At 37.5% G+C, this 19,990-nt stretch carries 20 protein-coding genes; 8 read left to right on the plus strand and 12 right to left on the minus strand.

Annotated elements, in window-relative coordinates; translation table 11 throughout:
- Positions 1-171: 171 nt before the first annotated feature.
- Positions 172-444 (plus strand): hypothetical protein, encoded by a 273-nt coding sequence (locus K6I41_RS17560; RefSeq protein WP_250374861.1) that lies wholly within the window; start codon positions 172-174, stop codon positions 442-444.
- Between the two features lie 45 nt (positions 445-489).
- Here the strand turns inward: K6I41_RS17560 and lpxO are convergent, their stop codons facing one another.
- Together lpxO and K6I41_RS17570 are read right to left on the minus strand one after the other, a co-directional pair.
- Positions 490-1,404 (minus strand): lipid A hydroxylase LpxO, encoded by a 915-nt coding sequence (gene lpxO / locus K6I41_RS17565; RefSeq protein ID WP_250374862.1) that lies wholly within the window; start codon positions 1,402-1,404, stop codon positions 490-492.
- Between the two features lie 172 nt (positions 1,405-1,576).
- Positions 1,577-2,584, minus strand: a complete 1,008-nt coding sequence (locus tag K6I41_RS17570) for a hypothetical protein (RefSeq protein ID WP_250374863.1) — start codon at positions 2,582-2,584, stop codon at positions 1,577-1,579.
- Positions 2,585-2,975: 391 nt separating this feature from the next.
- Between K6I41_RS17570 and fadB the strand changes: the two genes are divergently transcribed.
- Both fadB and fadA read left to right on the plus strand, forming a co-directional pair.
- Positions 2,976-5,129 (plus strand): fatty acid oxidation complex subunit alpha FadB, encoded by a 2,154-nt coding sequence (fadB, locus tag K6I41_RS17575; protein ID WP_009393257.1) that lies wholly within the window; start codon positions 2,976-2,978, stop codon positions 5,127-5,129.
- A 12-nt stretch (positions 5,130-5,141) separates the two neighbouring features.
- Complete coding sequence (gene fadA / locus K6I41_RS17580) at positions 5,142-6,314, plus strand: acetyl-CoA C-acyltransferase FadA (RefSeq protein ID WP_004795064.1); 1,173 nt, start codon at positions 5,142-5,144, stop codon at positions 6,312-6,314.
- A 44-nt stretch (positions 6,315-6,358) separates the two neighbouring features.
- On the opposite strand, the gene K6I41_RS17585 is transcribed toward fadA, so the two are convergent.
- Positions 6,359-6,850 (minus strand): hypothetical protein, encoded by a 492-nt coding sequence (locus tag K6I41_RS17585; protein ID WP_250374864.1) that lies wholly within the window; start codon positions 6,848-6,850, stop codon positions 6,359-6,361.
- A gap of 244 nt (positions 6,851-7,094) precedes the next feature.
- Positions 7,095-7,742 (minus strand): RBBP9/YdeN family alpha/beta hydrolase, encoded by a 648-nt coding sequence (locus K6I41_RS17590; RefSeq protein ID WP_250374865.1) that lies wholly within the window; start codon positions 7,740-7,742, stop codon positions 7,095-7,097.
- A gap of 71 nt (positions 7,743-7,813) precedes the next feature.
- Between K6I41_RS17590 and K6I41_RS17595 the strand changes: the two genes are divergently transcribed.
- Positions 7,814-8,179 (plus strand): MerR family transcriptional regulator, encoded by a 366-nt coding sequence (locus K6I41_RS17595; RefSeq protein WP_250374866.1) that lies wholly within the window; start codon positions 7,814-7,816, stop codon positions 8,177-8,179.
- A gap of 21 nt (positions 8,180-8,200) precedes the next feature.
- Here K6I41_RS17595 and K6I41_RS17600 read toward each other — a convergent pair whose 3' ends face one another.
- Complete coding sequence (locus K6I41_RS17600; RefSeq protein WP_250374867.1) at positions 8,201-8,959, minus strand: hypothetical protein; 759 nt, start codon at positions 8,957-8,959, stop codon at positions 8,201-8,203.
- 177 nt (positions 8,960-9,136) lie between these two features.
- Between K6I41_RS17600 and K6I41_RS17605 the strand changes: the two genes are divergently transcribed.
- From K6I41_RS17605 to K6I41_RS17615, 3 genes are all read left to right on the plus strand, one after another.
- Entirely contained in the window at positions 9,137-9,838 is a 702-nt protein-coding gene (locus K6I41_RS17605; protein ID WP_250374868.1) for a DsbA family oxidoreductase, read from the plus strand.
- Positions 9,839-10,198: 360 nt separating this feature from the next.
- Complete coding sequence (locus tag K6I41_RS17610) at positions 10,199-11,341, plus strand: hypothetical protein (protein WP_250374869.1); 1,143 nt, start codon at positions 10,199-10,201, stop codon at positions 11,339-11,341.
- A gap of 125 nt (positions 11,342-11,466) precedes the next feature.
- Positions 11,467-12,363 (plus strand): selenocysteine synthase, encoded by an 897-nt coding sequence (locus K6I41_RS17615; RefSeq protein WP_250374870.1) that lies wholly within the window; start codon positions 11,467-11,469, stop codon positions 12,361-12,363.
- Between the two features lie 83 nt (positions 12,364-12,446).
- On the opposite strand, the gene htpG is transcribed toward K6I41_RS17615, so the two are convergent.
- From htpG to K6I41_RS17640, 5 genes are all read right to left on the minus strand, one after another.
- Complete coding sequence (gene htpG, locus K6I41_RS17620; protein ID WP_192455206.1) at positions 12,447-14,366, minus strand: molecular chaperone HtpG; 1,920 nt, start codon at positions 14,364-14,366, stop codon at positions 12,447-12,449.
- A 102-nt stretch (positions 14,367-14,468) separates the two neighbouring features.
- Positions 14,469-14,822 (minus strand): lysozyme inhibitor LprI family protein, encoded by a 354-nt coding sequence (locus K6I41_RS17625; protein ID WP_250374871.1) that lies wholly within the window; start codon positions 14,820-14,822, stop codon positions 14,469-14,471.
- A 189-nt stretch (positions 14,823-15,011) separates the two neighbouring features.
- The gene (locus K6I41_RS17630) at positions 15,012-15,593 is read right to left on the minus strand and encodes an OmpW/AlkL family protein (protein WP_250374872.1); all 582 of its coding nucleotides are present in this window, start codon (positions 15,591-15,593) and stop codon (positions 15,012-15,014) included.
- A gap of 330 nt (positions 15,594-15,923) precedes the next feature.
- On the minus strand, positions 15,924-17,348 hold the full coding sequence (locus tag K6I41_RS17635; protein ID WP_005301747.1) for a Na+/H+ antiporter family protein: 1,425 nt from the start codon (positions 17,346-17,348) through the stop codon (positions 15,924-15,926).
- A 101-nt stretch (positions 17,349-17,449) separates the two neighbouring features.
- Complete coding sequence (locus tag K6I41_RS17640) at positions 17,450-18,328, minus strand: alpha/beta fold hydrolase (RefSeq protein ID WP_250374873.1); 879 nt, start codon at positions 18,326-18,328, stop codon at positions 17,450-17,452.
- 117 nt (positions 18,329-18,445) lie between these two features.
- On the opposite strand from K6I41_RS17640, the gene K6I41_RS17645 reads away from it, so the two are divergent.
- Positions 18,446-18,931, plus strand: coding sequence for a DUF4442 domain-containing protein (locus K6I41_RS17645; RefSeq protein WP_005301740.1), 486 nt, complete (start codon positions 18,446-18,448; stop codon positions 18,929-18,931).
- A gap of 44 nt (positions 18,932-18,975) precedes the next feature.
- Here the strand turns inward: K6I41_RS17645 and K6I41_RS17650 are convergent, their stop codons facing one another.
- Positions 18,976-19,332, minus strand: coding sequence for a hypothetical protein (locus K6I41_RS17650; protein ID WP_004795095.1), 357 nt, complete (start codon positions 19,330-19,332; stop codon positions 18,976-18,978).
- A 215-nt stretch (positions 19,333-19,547) separates the two neighbouring features.
- Entirely contained in the window at positions 19,548-19,913 is a 366-nt protein-coding gene (locus K6I41_RS17655) for a hypothetical protein (protein ID WP_005301737.1), read from the minus strand.
- Positions 19,914-19,990 lie beyond the last annotated feature (77 nt).

The following is a 19,990-nucleotide window of genomic DNA, read 5'->3' on the forward strand; positions in this document are numbered from 1 at the left end:
TGCTATCATCTTTTTCCCTAAATTATTTCATAGTCATTTTTATTTTAAAAAAGAGATCTAAAATTTTCTATGCTAAATTAATCTAAAAGTCTTCAATATTAAAATTTAATTATTGACATCACGAACCTTTAAAAAAGTTTTATGATAGTTCGAATAACAGGTTAGATCCCATTGAAATACCCCCTATCCCTACAAGACATGATATCAAATATTGAATATATTTCTGATGAGCACACCATCTATGCTGAACAACCTTGGGGTATTACATCCAAGGCAATTGCTCTATCAAATGATGAAAAGATGGAGATTATTATCAAAGATAAGTGTTACAGCTATTTTCTTGAAGTATTTATTATCAAAGAGTTAATAGAAGACCTAGATGACTCTTTAAATAATCAAGAGCTTGTATTTAAGATCATTCAATACGCAATAAATGATGCATGATAAATATCATTATTTAAAATAAAAACGCCCTTTCGGGCGCTTTAATTAAAATATATATGGTCGAACAAAAATCAGGAAGAAAATTCCAAGCATCAAGAACCATTTTAAGAAGTAATACAACTTACGGTTTTTAGCTTTTAGTGCTTTGGCTTTAATGCGAATTTGATAAACATAACCAAAAGCTTTATTTAAACCACCTGTTTGGTCACCTGTTTCATTCGGTGAACTTGCAGCAGTCATCACTTTACGACCAAACCAATGATTGAAACGTTCCATCCATTTCACTTTCATTGGTCGTTCAACGTCTGCGAAGAAAATAATACGGTTTTGATCAGTCTTATTTTCAGCATAGTGAATATAGGTTTCATCAAACACAACACTTTGGCCATCTCGCCAAGAGTATCTTTCACCATCAACATCAATAAAACAAAGATCATCATTTGGCGTAATTAAGCCCAAGTGATAACGCAGTGAACCTGCATATGGGTCACGGTGTCTTACCAAACGGCTGTCAGGTGCAAGCTCTGTAAACATTGCGGCTTTAATTGTCGGTAATGTTTTAAGAAGTGCTGTGGTTTTAGGGCAGAGCTCAGCAGCAGACGGATGGCTCGATTCGTACCATTTTAAGTAAAAACGCTTCCAACCCGTTTTAAAGAATGAGTTAAAACCTAAGTCGTTATATGTACTTGAAGCTTTGATCCCACCTTGGTCATATAAAGCTTTCGCTTCATCACGAATCATTTCCCAATTTTCATCCAACACTTTTAAATCTTTAAAATGCTGGGTGTCGATATAAGGTTGATTCGGCACCTTTGAAAAGATGTACATTAAAAAGTTAATCGGTGCGAGCAAGGTTGAATGGTCAAAAAACTGACGATAAAACGAATGCTTTACTTTCCCACGATGCTGAATATACAACGCTGAAATGATAAAAATCGCTAATATGATCCACTTAATCATATAGTTACTCGCATTTAAGTATTTTTAAAGATACTTTGAAGAAATTTGAAATTGGCAGGAATAATAACAAACTCTAGAAGAAAATTCAGACATAGATCGGCAAGTATTATTTTTAATAAATAGAAATCTCAAAAATATTCATTTTTGAGATTTCTTAAACTTAGCTTTTGAATTAGTTTTGATATGCTTGCCAATTTAATGCAGTCAGAGAATCAAGTGCTTTTGCAGCAGTTTCATTGTAGACATAACAACCAGATTTCAATTGTGCAATTCTTAACTGAGCGAGACGGATACGCTCAGGAGTATCGGCATTTTTCAAGAATATTTCCCAATGCTTAATTTCTTGATCAGCCGTCCAGCCAATATTACCCGTATAATCTGCTCTATATGTGTTACCTTGATATTGCACCGCAACACTACTACTCTCACCAAAACCTAAAGTAGTATCATAAATCGTTGTCCATAGAACATTTTGCCATGATCCCTTAACTGCTTTATAAGTAAAGCCGAATGGATTCGTTTGGTTCAAATAATTCAAATACTGAGCGTTTTCAGCATCAAAATCCTCAAAACTTTGATCAATTTCGTGATTTTGATCAACATTAAATGTGAAGGTTTCTTGATTAGATTTTTTTGAAATGAAACGATAACAACTACTTCCTTGAGGGAATTTACTCTGTCCGTAAGTATTAAGAAATATACGCCCATTAGTCGTACTATCATCGCTCACTGGAAAACCTAGCGCTCGATAACCAGGTAAAACTGTATCAAACATATTCTTATCAGACAGATCAACTTTTTGAAATTTCCAATCCTCTTTGACATCTCCAATGACGTCAAATCTCCAATCTGTCATTGAATTAAAATTCATGACATTGATTGCTTTATCAATAGGGAAATAGAGTTTTTTCTCTGTTAACAAATACTCACCTAAAGCTTGATTAGAAGAGCCATCCGTTGATTTTTTATTAAATATTTCAAAATAAGCCTTATCTAACTCATCTGTTTTTCCATCAGAATAGTAATCCATAAAATAATAACGGGTACCATTAGCAATAGAATCTTGCGAAGTACCACTTTGATTGTTATTCGCTGAATTATTATCACTAGAACCACCACCTCCACATGCACTCAACATAAAAGGAAGGATGGCTAAAATCATAAATTTATTTTTTAACATAATACATACTTTATTGAACATTTTTATAACACAAAGTTTATCCAAAGATAAAAAAATAGACAATACTTTCTGTCTAATAATTCACAAAGAACCTTATTTTTTATTACTAGTTCAAAAATTAAAGTAATCAACTATCTGCTAGTTTTTCTCACTTCATTATTAGATTCCTGCTAGAAATCAGTTTTTAAATAAAAATGTATTTTTCATATATATAGTTCAAGAAAGTTGTTTAAAAAAAATTGATGACCCTTGCGTCACGGCTTGATACAACTTGTCAGGTTTTTTTTAGATATAGTTATCGTAAGATTAGCGAAGCATAAATGTGTACCAAAGCTGTGCACACGCTTCATAACATCAACTTAGAAGTCCTCCAAAACCAAGGAGATCAGGCATGATCCACGCTGGCAATGCCATTACCGTCCAAATGCTTTCGGACGGAATTGCAGAATTCCGCTTTGACTTACAAGGTGAGTCGGTCAATAAATTTAACCGTGCAACAATTGAAGATTTCCAAGCTGCTATTGCTGCGGTAAAAGCAAATAACGATATTAAAGGCTTAGTTGTTACGTCGGGCAAATCAACATTTATTGTTGGGGCAGACATTACCGAATTTGGTGAAAACTTCGCTCAAGGCGAAAAAGCGATTGTTGACTGGCTTATGCCTGTTCACGAAATCTTCAATAGCTTTGAAGATTTAGAAATTCCAAAAGTTGTTGCTATTAACGGTATGGCGTTAGGCGGCGGTTTTGAAATGTGTTTAGTGTGTGACTATCGTGTGATGTCAGAAGCTGCACAAGTGGGCTTACCAGAAATTAAACTTGGTATTTACCCAGGTTTTGGCGGTAGCGTACGTTTAAGTCGTGTTATCGGTATCGACAACGCGGTTGAATGGATGGCAATGGCTGCTCCTAAAAAACCGGCTGCCGCCCTAAAAGATGGTGCTGTAGATGCGGTTGTAGCTGCTGATAAATTACTTGAAGCTGCAACTGACTTAGTTAAGCAAGCAATTTCTGGTCGTTTGAACTGGAAAGCGAAACGCCAAGAAAAACTTGATGCTGTAAAATTGAACCCACTTGAACAAATGATGGCGTTCAACACAGCAAAAGGTGCTGTACTTGCTAAAGCAAATCCTGCTCAATACCCTGCTCCAAAATTATTACTTGACTCATTACAAGCAGGTGCAAGCCTTGCGCGTGACGAAGCATTAAAAGCAGAAGCCGAAGGTTTTGCAAAAGCTGCGATTACTCCACAAGCTGGTGCATTGATTGGTTTATTCCTTAATGATCAAGTTGTTAAGAAAACCGCTAAAAAACATGAAAAAGGTGCACACCCAGTAAACCAAGCAGCTGTACTTGGCGCTGGTATCATGGGTGGTGGTATTGCTTACCAAGCGGCAAGCAAAGGCACACCAATCATCATGAAGGATATTGGTAACCCACAACTTGCACTAGGTATGTCAGAAGCGAACAGCTTGTTAACTAAACAAGTTGAACGTAAGAAAATGAAACCTGCGCAAATGGGTGAAACCCTTGCACGTATCCGCCCTACTTTAAGCTACGATGAGTTTAAAGAAGTTGATATCGTGATCGAAGCGGTTACAGAAAATCCAAAAGTTAAAGAAATCGTTCTTGCAGACACTGAAAAGCATGTTCGTGAAAACACAATTATTGCGTCTAACACGTCTACAATTTCAATTACACGTTTAGCTAAAGCTTTACAACGTCCTGAAAACTTTGTAGGTATGCACTTCTTCAACCCAGTTCACATGATGCCGCTTGTAGAAGTCATTCGTGGTGAAAAGACTTCTGAAGAAGCGATTGCAACTACTGTAGTTCTTGCTCAAAAAATGGGTAAAACACCAATCGTTGTAAATGACTGCCCAGGGTTCTTGGTTAACCGTGTATTGTTCCCTTACTTTGGTGCATTTGACCTTCTTGTAAAAGATGGCGCAGACTTCCAGCAAGTTGACAATGTAATGTCTAAGTTTGGCTGGCCAATGGGTCCTGCTTACCTCATCGACGTTGTTGGTATCGACACTGGTGTACACGGTGCAGAAGTCATGGCTGAAGGTTTTCCAGACCGTATGAAGCCAGACTACAAAGGTTCAATCCAAGCAATGTACGAAGCTAAACGTCTTGGTCAAAAGAATGACGTTGGTTTCTACAAATACGAACTCGATAAGAAAGGCAAGAAAGCAAAAACTGTTGATCCAACAGCGTATGAAATCATTGCTCCTTTCGTAACGGGTGAAAAACGCGAGTTTGATAACCAAGAAATCATTGACCGCATGATGCTTGCTTTCTGTAACGAAACAGTTCGTTGCTTAGAAGACAACATCGTTGCAACTGCTGCTGAAGCAGACATGGCAATGATTATGGGTGTAGGTTTCCCTCCATTCCGTGGTGGTCCATGTCGTTATATCGACCAGACAGGTGTTGCTGAATATGTTGCGCTTTGCGACAAATATGCACACTTAGGTAAGGCTTATGAAGCGCCACAAATGTTGCGTGACATGGCTGCTAACAACAAAAAATTCTACGGTTAAGGAGCAACGTGAATGGCTACTTTAAATCCACGTGACGTTGTCATCGTTGATGGCGTACGTTCTGCAATGGGTAAAACCAAAAACGGTATGTTCCGCAATGTACGTGCTGACAGCTTATCTGCTGAGTTAGTTCGTGCACTCGTTGCTCGTAACCAATTTGACACCAATGAAGTTGAAGACCTGATCTGGGGCTGTGTAAACCAGACTTTAGAACAAGGTATGAACATTGGTCGTAACATCGGCTTATTGGCTGACTTACCAAAAACTGTAGCAGGTCAAACTGTAAACCGTCTTTGTGGTTCATCTATGCAAGCACTTCATACTGCTGCTGCACAGATTGCAACTAACCAAGGTGATATCTTCATTATTGGCGGTGTAGAGCACATGGGCCACGTAGGTATGATGCACGGCATCGACCTAAACCCAGAAGCATCTAAACACTATGCTAAAGCATCTAACATGATGGGCTTAACTGCTGAAATGTTAGGTCGCATGAATGGTATTAGCCGTGAAGAGCAAGACGCTTTTGGTGTTGAATCTCACCGCCGTGCTTGGGCTGCAACTCAAGAAGGTCGTTTCAAAAACGAAATCGTTGGTGTTGAAGGTCACGATGCAAATGGCTTTAAAATCCTTTGTGACATCGACGAAGTAATTCGTCCAGACGCAAACCTTGAGTCGTTCAAAGCATTACGTCCTGTATTCGATCCGAAAGGCGGTACGGTAACTGCGGCTACATCTTCAGCTTTGTCTGACGGTGCTTCTGCAATGTTGCTTATGTCTGCTGAGCGCGCACAAGCGTTAGGTTTAAAACCACGCGCTGTGATTCGCTCTATGGCAGTTGCAGGTTGCGATGCTGCAATCATGGGTTACGGTCCAGTTCCAGCAACTCAAAAAGCGCTTAAACGTGCTGGTTTAACGATGGCTGATATTCAAACTATCGAATTAAACGAAGCATTTGCTGCTCAAGGCTTATCAGTAATGAAAGGCTTAGGTATTTATGACAAGCAAGACATCATTAACTTAAATGGTGGTGCAATTGCTTTGGGTCACCCACTAGGTTGTTCTGGTGCGCGTATCACCACTACGCTGTTAAACGTAATGGAACAACAAGATACTCAAATCGGTCTTGCGACCATGTGTATCGGCCTTGGTCAAGGTATTGCAACAGTGATCGAACGTGTTTAATTAACACCAAGATAAAAAAATCCCCGCTCAATGCGGGGATTTTTTTATCGACCAGCTAAACCATTCTCGATTTTCTTCTGTAAATCTCTAATATCTTGAATATTCACTTTCATCGTACCCTCACGATAAGCATCGACATTACTTCGATTAATATTCAAAGGTCTTAACATTTCAAAGATACCATTGGTTGGATCAGAAGACTGTATTCCACCCGCTACCGCTAAAATGTATTGTTGTAAGAATGGAGAAAGTTGAGACAAATCAGGTTGTGCCATAACTGGCTGATAATCTACTGTAGTCATGCCTTCAAGGACTAAAGCATTCTGTATATCATTATGAATTTTATACTCACGGTGTTGCAAAGCCTGACGCACTTTTTTATCTTCTTGGAAGGGTACAAATCCCACCTCTTCACGTAGCTCAGATTCAGCCATAACGCGAATTGTTGGTAAAGTAGCCACTTCTTCTGCTTGAACAGTCGGTAAACCCATAAAAGCAAATGCAGCAATGAAGGCTGATTGTTTTAGAAAGTTCATAACTTGCTCCAAAAATCACTCATCCTATTCAAATTAAAAAGATGATGATTAAATTAAAAGTATCTATAAATAGGCTACAACAAAGTCGAATTTGATTCAGTAATGCTCAGATAAACGGTAAATATAATTAAATTTTTTAATGTAATAGTACGGTTCTTCTATTTATTAAAACTGCATTCTATAAAGCACTCTATAATTTGAACAAAAGTGTTCAGATTATAGAGTGCGATTTATCTTATAAATTTTATTTGCTCTCTAACACCCCTTTTAAAGAATTGACGACTTGTGGAAACGTCGTAAAACCTTCTCTACCTAAAAAGTGCCCGCCATTAGGTACTGTAATGTACGGCGCATCAATTTCTTTCGCTAATTCAATAGTGAGTTTAGGCGGAACCAAATCATCATTATCAGACAAATACACCAGCTTTTTCTTTATGTTCTTAAAGTAGTTCGTATCGACTTTGCTTTTTGTTATATAGGCATCGAGTGGAGAGAAGTCTGAAATTGGGCCAGAAAATCCAGATACTAAAATCATTCCTCCTATATGTTGATAATCATGACGTTGCAAAAAGTACAGTAAAGTAATGACACCCAAACTGTGCGCAACAAAATAGGTATTTTCATCCACACTCGGGATCTGTTTGTCTAAAACCTTTTGCCAAGCATCCACATCTGGATGCTCAGAATCTGGAAATGGAATTAAGGTAACCGTTGTATGTTCATCTTCTATTTGATGTTTTAAATCTAGAAACCAATGATCATCTATAGAAGCAGAGTAACCATGAAGCACAAATATTTGACGCATGTTCTTCTCCTGAAGTTCCAATGTTTTGGCATTTGCAACAAATGACATTAATCCGAATAACACCAATAAAATGAGTTTTCTGATCATGGAACAAGTACCATTTTGAAAGATAAAAACATGCTAAACTATGACACCACTGTTAAGGTCAACCCCATTTTATGAACCTTGCCAAAGTTGCCGAACTCACAAAAGTCAGCCCGCGTATGCTGCGTTACTATGAAAGTTTAGGACTTATACAGCCTCATCGAGCAAGTAATAACTATCGAAGCTATACACACAAAGACATTGAAAATATTAAGAAAATTAAAATATTAAATGATGCAGGCATGCACCTAAAAGACATTCAAGCCTTGCTGCCTTGTTTTGATTTAGATGAACGCGTATTTACGCTGTGCTCAGTGGTTCAAGAAAAACTGCAAACTGAACTCATGCATGTGTCTGAACAATTAAACAAACTACAAACTTCTCAAAGTTTATTACAATCTTTTTTAACCAAAGGAAAAGCTGAGAGCACCAAATCATAATTTTTGATGCTCATGCCACGCTTATTCTTTTAAATCTCCTTCGAGTGCAGCTACATTCTTTTTCTTAATTTTTTCAATTTTTGCATTTAGTTTTAGAACATCTTGATAAAGCCCATTAAACTTTTTGACCTGCGCATTTTCATGAAAAAGAATCATCTGATCTTTCTTCTGCCATTCATAATTTTTTAGAAGCTTAAACATTTCTTCTGCTTTATCTAAAATTTGTAGCTCAATCATAAAAATTGCATGATCTTGATCAGCTTTTTGCTGAGTTCCTAATTTCATTTCAAGGAGTTGTCTCATCTCTGCATCAACAGATAATTCTTGAACCTTTGCTAAGAAAGTTTTATGAATTTTTTCATATTCAGTTTGATATTTATCTGAAGCCATCCTGACATCAGCTAGCATCTTTTCAGTTTCTACAAACTTTTGCTTTTTATCAAGATCTAGACGATCAACATTTAAAAAAGTGTCCCATTTGGCTGCTTTGAGTTCTCTTAAATATGCATTTCGTGCATTAATATTTTGAATCCAATAACTTAAAAGAAATTCTGAAATTTGCTTATAGTGTCCTGCCAACCGTTTATCGTGAATATTAAGCTCGACGGGTTTAGACCAGTCTTGTGCTTGTTCATAAAGCTGATTCATTTTTTCAGTCATGACCACATCAAACATTTGACTACTGTCTTTGGCCTGCTGCTGTTTGATATGTTGATAGGTGAAAAAAATAATGCTTATGACAACAATCAGACTTGCTATCGCAATCAAAACTCGGCGCATACACACCTCCTATTTCCCTTCTTATAGTTTTGCTCTTTATAGTTATAAAATAGAGCTTATTCTTCTTTATATGCCATTTATTTCACAATACGCAACACTGTATTCGCTACTCAAAGCTTTAAATCCTTGTGCATCATCCCTATTATGATGGGTAATTAAAATTTATGAGATTCTCCCATGCGTGTTGATGTCTGGTCTGATGTAGTTTGCCCTTTCTGTTATATCGGCAAAAAACGCCTTGAACATGTAGCTGCGGAAGCAGGTATTGAGCTTGAAATTCACTGGCATAGTTTTGAATTAGATCCTGATGCGCCAGCAAAACATGACACATCAAATACTGAGCGTTTAGCTAAAAAATATGGCCGCACCTATGAAGAGATGGAAGAAATGGAGCGCAATATTGCGGCCATGGCTGCCTCTGAAGGTATTGATTTCCAATGGCAAAAGGCGAATTCTGGCAATAGTTTCAATGCACACCGTATTATTCACCTTGCGCAAAGCAAAGGCTTAGGCAACCAAGCAAAAGAAGCTTTTTTCCATGCTTATATGACCGAAGGTCTGGCAATTGGTGAACGTGAAGTTGTAGAAGAAATTGCTTCTCGTATTGGTCTTGATAATGCGGAAGTTGAATTTGTATTAGATACAAATGAACTATCTGACTTTGTTCGTCATGACGAAAAGATTGCTAAAGAGCAGTTAAATGTTACGGGTGTGCCATTCTTTGTATTTGATCAAAGAATTGCTCTCGCTGGTGCTCAACCACGTGACGTCTTTTTAAAAGTCTTAGAGCAAGCACAACTTAAAGCAAATTCTGAAGCTGTTGAGCAAGATGATGCTGCTGTTTGTAATGATGAATCATGTGATATTCCACAGAAATAAATCAACACAATTGAAAATGTGATGAAATCGTATGTTTTATCACCATTTTAGCAATAGAGCGTTCTAAAAAAAGAACTATCTAATTGTTTAAAATCAGTTTATGATTGCTTCTTAGAATATTCGCGCTGTAATGTTCTGTTTTTTATGTGTTTAATGATCGGAATTTGAAGTTTCCTTGATCTATCATCCCCCTTAATTGGGGGATTTTTTTTGCTTAAAAATAATCGCTACTAGCTTAAACTTTTTCATTTATTTCAAATATGTAAAAAAAGTTAAATTTACTTAACTTTTGTGTCGTCCTCTTGATTTTATTAGAAAAATCAACAAAAGTGGAAACAACAACAAAACATAAAGATAGATATGAAAACATTTCACGTAATGCCTTATCGGCAGCTTTTTGCACTTTTAACTCTTGGATTCGGTTCGGTATGCATTGCTCATGCAGAAACGAGCTCTTCCTCTCAACACCAACAAGTAGAAGGTTTGTCATCTGGAGTTCAAACCGAAGCTACAACAGATGAAAATCTGTTAGATCAGATCCCCCGTTGGGTAGATGCGACCCCAACCATTTTTCCAGAGCAGTCTAGTCAACCTATTGTTCCCCCTACCGAACAAACAGAAGATCAAACGTGGGTTGACCGTAAGCAAAAGAAAATTCGTAATTGGGCCGATCGTACTTCTGAAAAAATTGATAACTGGTTTGGAGAAGTCGATCCACAGAAGCCAGCTACTGCAACCATCCGCGTAATGGTCGATAACTATTGGAATGAATACGATAATTTTGAAATTAAGCCCAGAATACGAGGCAGGATTAAATTACCAACGCTAGAAAAACGTCTAAGTGTGGTATTTGGTGATGACTCTCTCGATAACGAATTTAATAACAGTCCGGCCAATATTAACCAAAACCCAAATCAAGACTCCAATAAGAAGTTAAATGGTAAACAAACGAGAGATGACAACAGTTCTATTGCTTTACGTTGGTCAGACTTCTCAAAAAAATTGCCTTTTGAAACAGATGCTGACTTAGGTATCCGTTCCGGAGATGATATTTATGTTCGTTTAAAAGCATCAAGAAATTGGCAACTCCGTAATGATTTTAAATTTTATGCTGAGCAAATTTATCGTTACGGCATAGACAGTGAAAACTACTTACGTACCAATCTTGAACTTACCCATGCCAGACCAAATCAACCGATTTTATCAAATCAGTTCAGCTTAACTTATGCCGATGATCAAGATGATGATCTAAGTTGGGAAAATAGAGTTTTCCGTGAACATAGTTTCTTTGCAAATAACCGTTTTAACTATGGTATTTATACAGGTGGTTATTACAACGACAATGACTTGCGTTTAAATAGTTGGGGACCATTTGTTTCATGGCGCCAACCTGTTTTACGTGAATGGTTCTTTGTTCAAGGAGATGTAAATTACTTTAATGATCACCGTGAAGATCGCAACCATTTCGTCAGCACCTTCTTGCGCTTAGAAGCTCTTTTTTAAGCTGCCAAACATCACCTTGGAACCCATCCAAGGTGATGAATAATAAAATACTTTTAAATAAATTTTTAAGCTTAGCCTTTTAAAGTATTGTTCTAGTTTTTATTTTTGATTCCTTCTCCTTAAAAATGAATCAATTCTCCTCTTTTTCATTTCAATACAAATCAGCTGCCTTAGTTTGTATTTATAGTTTAGGCGTATTGGCTTTAATTCCGCATACTCAATTTTTTTATAATACGTTCAAGCACCAACGGTCACGGCGTTATCCTTATTCTTCTACGAGTTTTACTAAAGTAAAAAGACAATCACTTTCACTCTCTCCTTGTGAAATAGAGACAAATAATGCTTTACCTGATGACACCTTAATTCAAGAACTAATGGCTGTATTTGGAAATGATACGTTATGGAAACGTGCGACTCAGCCTGAACTAACTTATAAAACCTTTGGTAAGAAAAAGAGGAAGAACTCTTCAGCTCAGGTTTCGACAACTAACCCACTGAGTGCAAGCTGGGCGACTATTTCAACCTGGATGCCTTTTGAAAATAATCTTGATTTAGGTTCAAACTCAGAAAACGATGTTTATGTACAATTTTTGGCAAAGAAAAAATGGAATTTAAGACATAACATTAGTTTGGATACAGAACAGGTATTTCGCTACGGCTCTACTAGCCGGAACTACACCGAAACAACGCTAAACCTAACGCAAAAAATGCAAGACAACACTCTTTTCGCTAATAAATTTAATGTGAATAAGAGTGAAAATGAAGATTATATTTGGGGAAATTGGACTTTCCAGCAGTATCAATTTTTAAAGGATAATCATCTTACTTACGGTGTCTATAGTGGTGGCGTATATACCAAAAATGACATTCGACTAAATAGTTGGGGGCCTTATATTTCATGGCGGCAGCCTGTGTGGCGAAATTGGCTTTTTATGCAAAATGACCTTAACTTTTTTAACCATATTGATGATGATTCGAAACATCAGCTCAGTGTTCAAATGAATCTCGAAGCTAATTTTTAATCAAAAAATATCAAATTGTGGATAACTCTTTCTTTATCCACAAAAAAAGCCCCTGAAAGTTCAGAGGCTTTTTTTACACTGAATTATTTCAGCAATAAGCTATTAATGCGTTTTACATAAGCTGCTGGGTCTTCCGGTAAACCACCTTCAGCAATAACAGCCTGATCAAAAATGACGTTAGCCAAGTCATCAAACTGTTCTGAACTTTCGAGTTTCTTCACCAATGGATGCTCAGGGTTAATTTCTAAAATTGGTTTGATTTCTGGTACTGCCTGTCCTGCTTGTTTAAGCATACGAATAAGTTGAGGTGATAATTCACCTTCACTTGTCACTAAACATGCAGGAGAATCAACTAAACGCGTTGTTACACGCACTTCTTGCGTTTTAGCTTTCAATGAGTCACTTAGTTTCTCAACAACAGGCTTAAACTGTTCAGCAGCTTGCTCAAGTGCCTTTTTCTCTTCAGCATCTTGTAAGTCACCTAAATCAACCGCGCCTTTCGACACATTCTTTAATGGTGTACCGTCAAACTCTTGAACAAAATTCATTGCCCATTCGTCAACACGTTCAGCCATTAATAATACTTCAATGCCTTTTTTCTTGAACAACTCAAGCTGCGGTGAGTTTTTCGCTGCCGCTAAGCTGTCAGCAGTCACATAGTAGATAGCTTTTTGGCCCTCTTTCATACGTGCCTTATAGTCAGCAAAAGAAGTTGTTACTTCATCATTTGTTGATGTCGCATAACGTAATAATTTTAAAATACGTTCGCGGTTACCAAAGTCTTCGCCCAAGCCTTCTTTAAGTACTGAGCCAAACTCACTGTAGAACGTCTTGAATTTTTCTTGGTCTTTTTCATCTTCCGATTTAGCCAAGCCATCAAGTACAGTTAATACGCGGCGTGCATTACCTTCACGAATCGTTTTAACATCACGGCTTTCTTGCAACAACTCACGGCTGACATTCAGTGGTAAATCAGCACTGTCCACTACACCTTGAACAAAACGTAGATAATTTGGAATTAAATTATCCGCATCATCCATAATAAAGACACGTTTTACATAGAGCTTAATACCCGCTTTGGCTTCACGAGTAAAAATGTCATGTGGTGCTTTACTTGGAATATAAAGTAACTGCGTATATTCGGTACTACCTTCAACACGGTTATGCGCCCAAGCCAGTGGTGCTTCAAAGTCATGCGTTAAGTTTTTATAGAACTCAACGTACTGCTCTTCTGTCACTTCGCTCTTGTTACGTGTCCATAAAGCACTTGCCGAGTTAATCGCTTCCCACTCGTCAGTTTTAACCATTTGGCCGCCTTTAGGCTCTTCACCTTCAGCAACCTCTTCTTCTTGCCAAACTTCTTTTTGCATTTCAATTGGCAAGCTAATGTGGTCAGAGTATTTATTAACGATCTGCTTAACTTTATAAGATTCTAAATAATCAAGCGCATCATCACGTAAGTGCAGAATAATGTCGGTACCACGTGAAGCCTTATCAATTTGCTGAACTTCAAACTCGCCTGTACCACCACTAATCCAACGCACCCCTTCAGATGCATCTAGACCTGCACGGCGTGATTCCACGGTAATTTTATCGGCAACAATAAAACCTGAGTAAAAGCCAACACCAAATTGACCAATCAACTGAGCATCTGCTTTTTGATCACCAGTCAATTTTGACATGAAATCTTTAGTACCCGATTTTGCAATCGTACCTAAGTTATCAATCGCTTCTTGCTGATTTAAGCCGATACCATTATCAGAAATCGTTAAAGTTTTATCTTCTTTATTTAAAATGACTCGTACATGTAAATCGGGATCATTTTCATAATATTCAGGATGATTAATTCCTTCAAAACGCAACTTATCACATGCATCTGATGCATTAGAGATCAGTTCGCGTAAGAAAATCTCAGGGTTAGAATAGAGAGAATGCGTCACTAAATGTAAAAGCTGTGCAACTTCCGCTTGGAAACTATAATTTTGTGATGCTTGTTCACTCATAAATCACTCCTTAAATTTTGAAGTCTGTTTGTTCTCGAATGCTTTATGAATGGAGTACTTCTAGAATTTTTCAATCCTGAATATTAAAAATTTTTACTCTAATTAAAATGGACCGTGGCTTAACACTCTATCTTGCAATATCGCGTCTAGCTGCTGTTGTCGTTGTTGATAAGCTTTGCTAATACAACTTACACCAGCCACACAGGCATTTCTTTTTTTCAGCCATTGCTGCTGAGCATCTTTTTGGTTGTCCCGCCCGCCCATTGGTAAAGCATGCAGAACAATTTGATAGGTCGTCGCCATTTTCACATCGGCATCATTTAAAGAACGGTTTTTACAAATACTTTTTTCCGTTTTCGTTTTTGCAGCATCACATGAGAAACTTGCGGCTTGCAAACTCTGTGTAAAAGCAATACCACTAAAAACAGCCAAACACATCGCTAATTTTTTGTTCATGATTTTATTCCCATGTTTTGTAATGAATAGAAATTAGTTTAGAAAAAAATTGGCATAAGATATGTATAAAACTGTCTGTTTTATGCTTTTTTTAGTGCAAATAAAATCCATAAAAAAACCTCACATAAAATATATGTGAGGTGCCTGAGTCTAGGTTTATTATTATATTTTTTCTATTTATTATTATGCTTAAAATTTATAGCTATAACCTAAAGTGTAAACAAACGGATTGATATCAAGATCAAATTTATAATCATTTGTTAAAGTAACTTCCGGACTAATATCCATATAACGAACATCTACAAATACTCCCCAGTTTTTAGCATCCGCAGGTTGGAAGTTAAAACCAACTTGTCCTGCCACACCAAAATCTTCTTTAACTTTTACCGCTGCTCCTTGTTCATCCCAAGGAATAAATGCTGTAGCACCAACACCAATATACGGCGTAAAACGAGTCGAATTTTTAAAATGATATTTAGCAGTAATCGTTGGTGGCAACTGTTTAATACGCGCTACATTTTTACCATCTAACAATACGTCATGATTAATAGGTGCTGCTAATAATAATTCTGCCGAAAATGGAGACTGGCCAAAAAAGTATTCTACCGATGGTGTAAATGCATATTCATGATCTGCTTTTACCACGCCTAAAGGTGTTGTTATATCTTCTGATGGAGCAATAACACTACCACCAAATTTCACTTGCCAGTTACCAGCAAAAGTAAAAGAAGACATCCCCATTAATGCAACAACCAAAGCTTTTTTGAACACTTTAATATCTCCAAACTTATTTATATTTATAATAAACATGTATTTTAAAATCATGCAATACACATTATAAAATTAATTTATCATTTATTTTTAAATAACTGTTTTAAATAAAATTATATATTAACCAACTATTTTAATTGGTTTTTATTCCAACCTTATTAATCAAGATTATTTTATATTACCAACCATTTTAATATACTTTATAACTCTGAGTGTTTTAATATAATTTATTTTAAATACATCTTTTTATTTAGCCAATAAAAAACCTTCTTAATTTAAATCTAAAGATCATCATTAAGAAGGTTAATAATTTAATATTTTATAAAAAATCTATAAAACCATTGCAGCAATCCAGCCAAAAATTAATAGCGGAATATTAAAATGAATAAATGTAGGTACAACCGTATCCCATATATGGTCATGTTGCCCATCTACACCTAAACCAGCTGTTGGGCCTAAGGTCGAATCAGAAGCTGGTGAGCCTGCATCACCTAATGCTGCTGCTGTCCCAATAAGGGCAATCGTCGCTAATGGTGAAAATCCAAACTGTACGCATAAAGGCACATAAATAACGGCCAACACAGGTACACTTGAGAAAGATGAACCAATACCAATCGTGACAAATAAGCCAATACAAAGCATTAAGAAAGCTGCAAGTGCTCGATTATCCCCAATGATTTCAACTACACCTTTTACCAGTTGATTGATATCCCCTGTATGCGTCATTACCGATGCAAAGCCCGCAGCAGAAATCATAATGAAACCAACCAAGGCCATCATTCGCATGCCTTGTACAAAGACATCATCTGCATCTTGCCATTTAAAAATTCCGGCAGTAGATAGAACAGCAAAACCGACTAAACCACCCAAAATCATTGAACCTGAATAGAGCTGTGCAGCGAGTGTCAGGCCAATTGCAAGCAATGCCATATAGATCGTTTTCTTTGCAATTACGGGCGCTTGCTCTGCCTCATGCTTTAACTCTTCTGCATCTGCTTTTAAGTCAGCTGTTTCATCTTGCGCTGTTGCACGAAGAGGTTTATCTAAATCAATCGTTGTAGTTGGTGTAATAGCACGATCAGCATAAATCCTTGGTTTACGGTAGCTAATAAATACAGCAACCAAAGTACCTAAAACCATTCCCAAAACTGGAATAGCCATGCCAATTGACATCATGCCACGCTCTACATGCAAGCCATACGCTGCACCAACTTTGTTGATATTCCCCATCAAAATTTGTTCAAGGAAAATTGCACCAAATCCAACCGGAAGAAAAATATAAGTTCCGACTAAACCTAGCGTAAGCACACAGGCTGCTGCTCGACGATCTAACTTTAAATGGTTCATTACCCGTAATAATGGCGGAACGAGTACAGGAATAAAGGCAATATGAACCGGAATTAGGTTCTGAGAGAAAATAGCAGCGATGAGTAAAATACCTAAGAGTAGATATTTCACTTTCGTTTCGCGGCTTTTTCCAGCTTCCATTCCCAACAAACCAATCAGTTTATGGGCAAGTAAATCAGGTAAACCAGATTTTGAAAGTGCCAGAGCAAATGCCCCTAACACAGCATAGGCAAGTGCAACTTCAGCACCATCACCAAGACCAGCATTAAAGGCATCAACGGTTTGAGAAAGGCTTAAACCTGCTACGAGGCCGCCTACAATGGCAGAAACCACTAAAGTCAGTACGACAGAAACGCGCGCCAGTGATAATAAAAACATCACTGCAATCGCAATAACGACAGCATTCATGAATAAATTCAGAGCAAAACAAAAGGCGACATTCTATCAGATTCAGACCTATGAAGCCGAAAATATCGCCGAATTAACAGTTTTATGCAGTCACTCAATGATTAAGCTTGGGCCTTAATAAACTGACGAATATGATCTGCAATTTTTGCCGGCTCACTTAGAATTGCCCAGTGATTTGCTTCAAGCTCTACATATTCAAAATTTTCTACCCACTTTGGCATAGCCTCAGTAATATATTCAGGACTCACAAAAGTGTCATATTTTAAAATAACGGCTTTAACTGGACATTGAGCATAACGCTGACGAGGGCCAGTTAAACGAGGAATAAAATTTGCTCGGTATAAATTAATGCCATATTTACCATCTGCATTAATATTATTATTTAAAGGTAAATTACTTTTTCTCTCCAGCTGAGTCAGGACTTTCCCCCATTTTTCAGGGCTAAAAAGAGACCATACTGTTGGTGCTAACAAAGGAAGATGGAATGCACCGATATACCAAGATTTGGTTAATATTTTTAGGATCTGAGCTGGTGAAGATTTAAATTTATCACGCAAAAATAAAGCTGCATGGTCAAGACATGGTCCAGAAATGGTTGTGTATGATAATAACCGTCCTTTAAATTTAGGCTCAGTTACCGACTCCCAAGATTGAATTGAACCCCAATCGTGTGCAGCCATATGGAATTGACGATTTGGTAATAATTCATCAACCACTTCTTGTAAATCTAGAGATAACCGCTCTAAACGGTAATCGCGTATACGTTTTGGTATAGACGACAAACCCGCCCCACGTACATCATAAGTGACAATGTAAAAGTCATTGATCAAATGTTCAATGATTGACTCCCATACTTCTTGATTGTCAGGATAACCATGTACTAAAACCAACGGTGTATTTTTATCGTCGCCCCATGTTTTGGCACAAAGGGTTTGTTGGTCACTTGTTGTTACTGTATGAACTTTTGGCTGCATAATCATTTCCTATCTTGTTTTTCAATCGATCATGTCGTTAGTCGGATAGAGCATTGCCATCAATATAAAAAAGATGATACTTATCTAGTATGAATACTGTTTCAATAAAAAAAATTGACTATTATGGCTATTTTAAGAAGACTTCAGAACAATCCTACGATTTCAAAATTTCTATTTAATCACTACCCACCTTATCGTGGTGCAGGGATTTATATTGAAATCATGAATTTAGAACTTTGCCATGTACGTGTAAAAATGCCGCTGACTTGGAAAAACCAAAACTTGGTCGGAACACACTTTGGGGGCAGTCTTTATTCAATGGTTGATCCATTTTACATGATGATTCTGCTGCATCATCTCGGATCAAAATATATTGTCTGGGATAAAGCTGCTGAAATTAATTTTCTTTCCCCAGGTCGAAGTACGGTACATGCAGACATTCGAGTAGATTTAGCTGAGATTGAGCAAATACGTGAGCTTGCCGAAAACTACGACCCTGTTTTAAGAACTTATCATCTAAACATTTTTGATGAATCTGGGGTAAGAATTGCCGAAGTTAAAAAAACGCTTTATATCAGACGTAAAAAAGCAAAACCTTTCCCGCAATGAAAATAAGCGCTAAAAAGCGCTTATTTTATTCAATCAATACTGTGTTATCTTTTTTCTTCAATCGCTGCACCAGCACCACCACCGATCGCACCGCCAATTGCAGCACCAGAGTCACCACCCAATATTGCTTTACCTACCACAGAACCGATACCAGCTCCGATCGCACTCTTAGTCGTGGTTTGCTTACTACCGCCTTGGCTATTTGAACCAACACCAGCACCTACTGCTGCACCTAAGCCTGCACCAACACCACCACCTACATGGTTACCTAAGCCACCACCTAGCGCTCCACCTGCTGCTGCTGCACCAATACGCTGATCAGACGGACTCATATTTTGACAACCCGTAATCATAAGCGTAGACAACATTAAAGCAGAAACTAATCCTATTGTTTTTTTCATGGCCATACTCCTACTACCTGTTCTAATAAAAAGAATAATCCTCTTTTATGAGGAATTTGATCAGATTGTGTTATTCATCTGTCCTAATCGATTGATATTTTGTAAAGCTCTTCTATTTATGATCATCAAGCAAAATTTTAATTATAAAAAAGACATAAAAAAGAAGTCTCTAACAGGTTAAAGACTTCTAGGTTTAAACATCATTAGGAATAGTTTTAGTACTTCCCTTTCTTCTCTTCATAAGCTGCACCCGCACTGCCACCCAGTGCACCACCTGTAGCAGCACCAGCATCGCCACCAATGATTGCGCCACCTAACACCGCACCCACACCGGCACCAATTGCACTATTACGCACGGTTTTACTACTAGATCCTTTTGCATTAGCTGCAACGCCGGCACCGAGAGCCGCTCCTAAACCTGCGCCAATATTACCGCCCACATGTTTACCTACAGCACCACCTGCACCACCACCGATCGCAGCCGAACCAATACGTTTACTTTCTGGGCTTGCATTTTGGCAACCAACAAACAAAGTTGTTGACATCAGGCCAACACTCACAATCATCATCATTTTTTTCATTAGATTTACTCCAGTCTTCATAAGCATGTAGCCTAATCTGTTTTTGTGGAGCGTTTATCCCGCTTAAGTAATAAAAT

It is taken from the genome of Acinetobacter sp. AS23, from assembly GCF_023612055.1.
GTDB lineage: Bacteria > Pseudomonadota > Gammaproteobacteria > Pseudomonadales > Moraxellaceae > Acinetobacter > Acinetobacter oleivorans.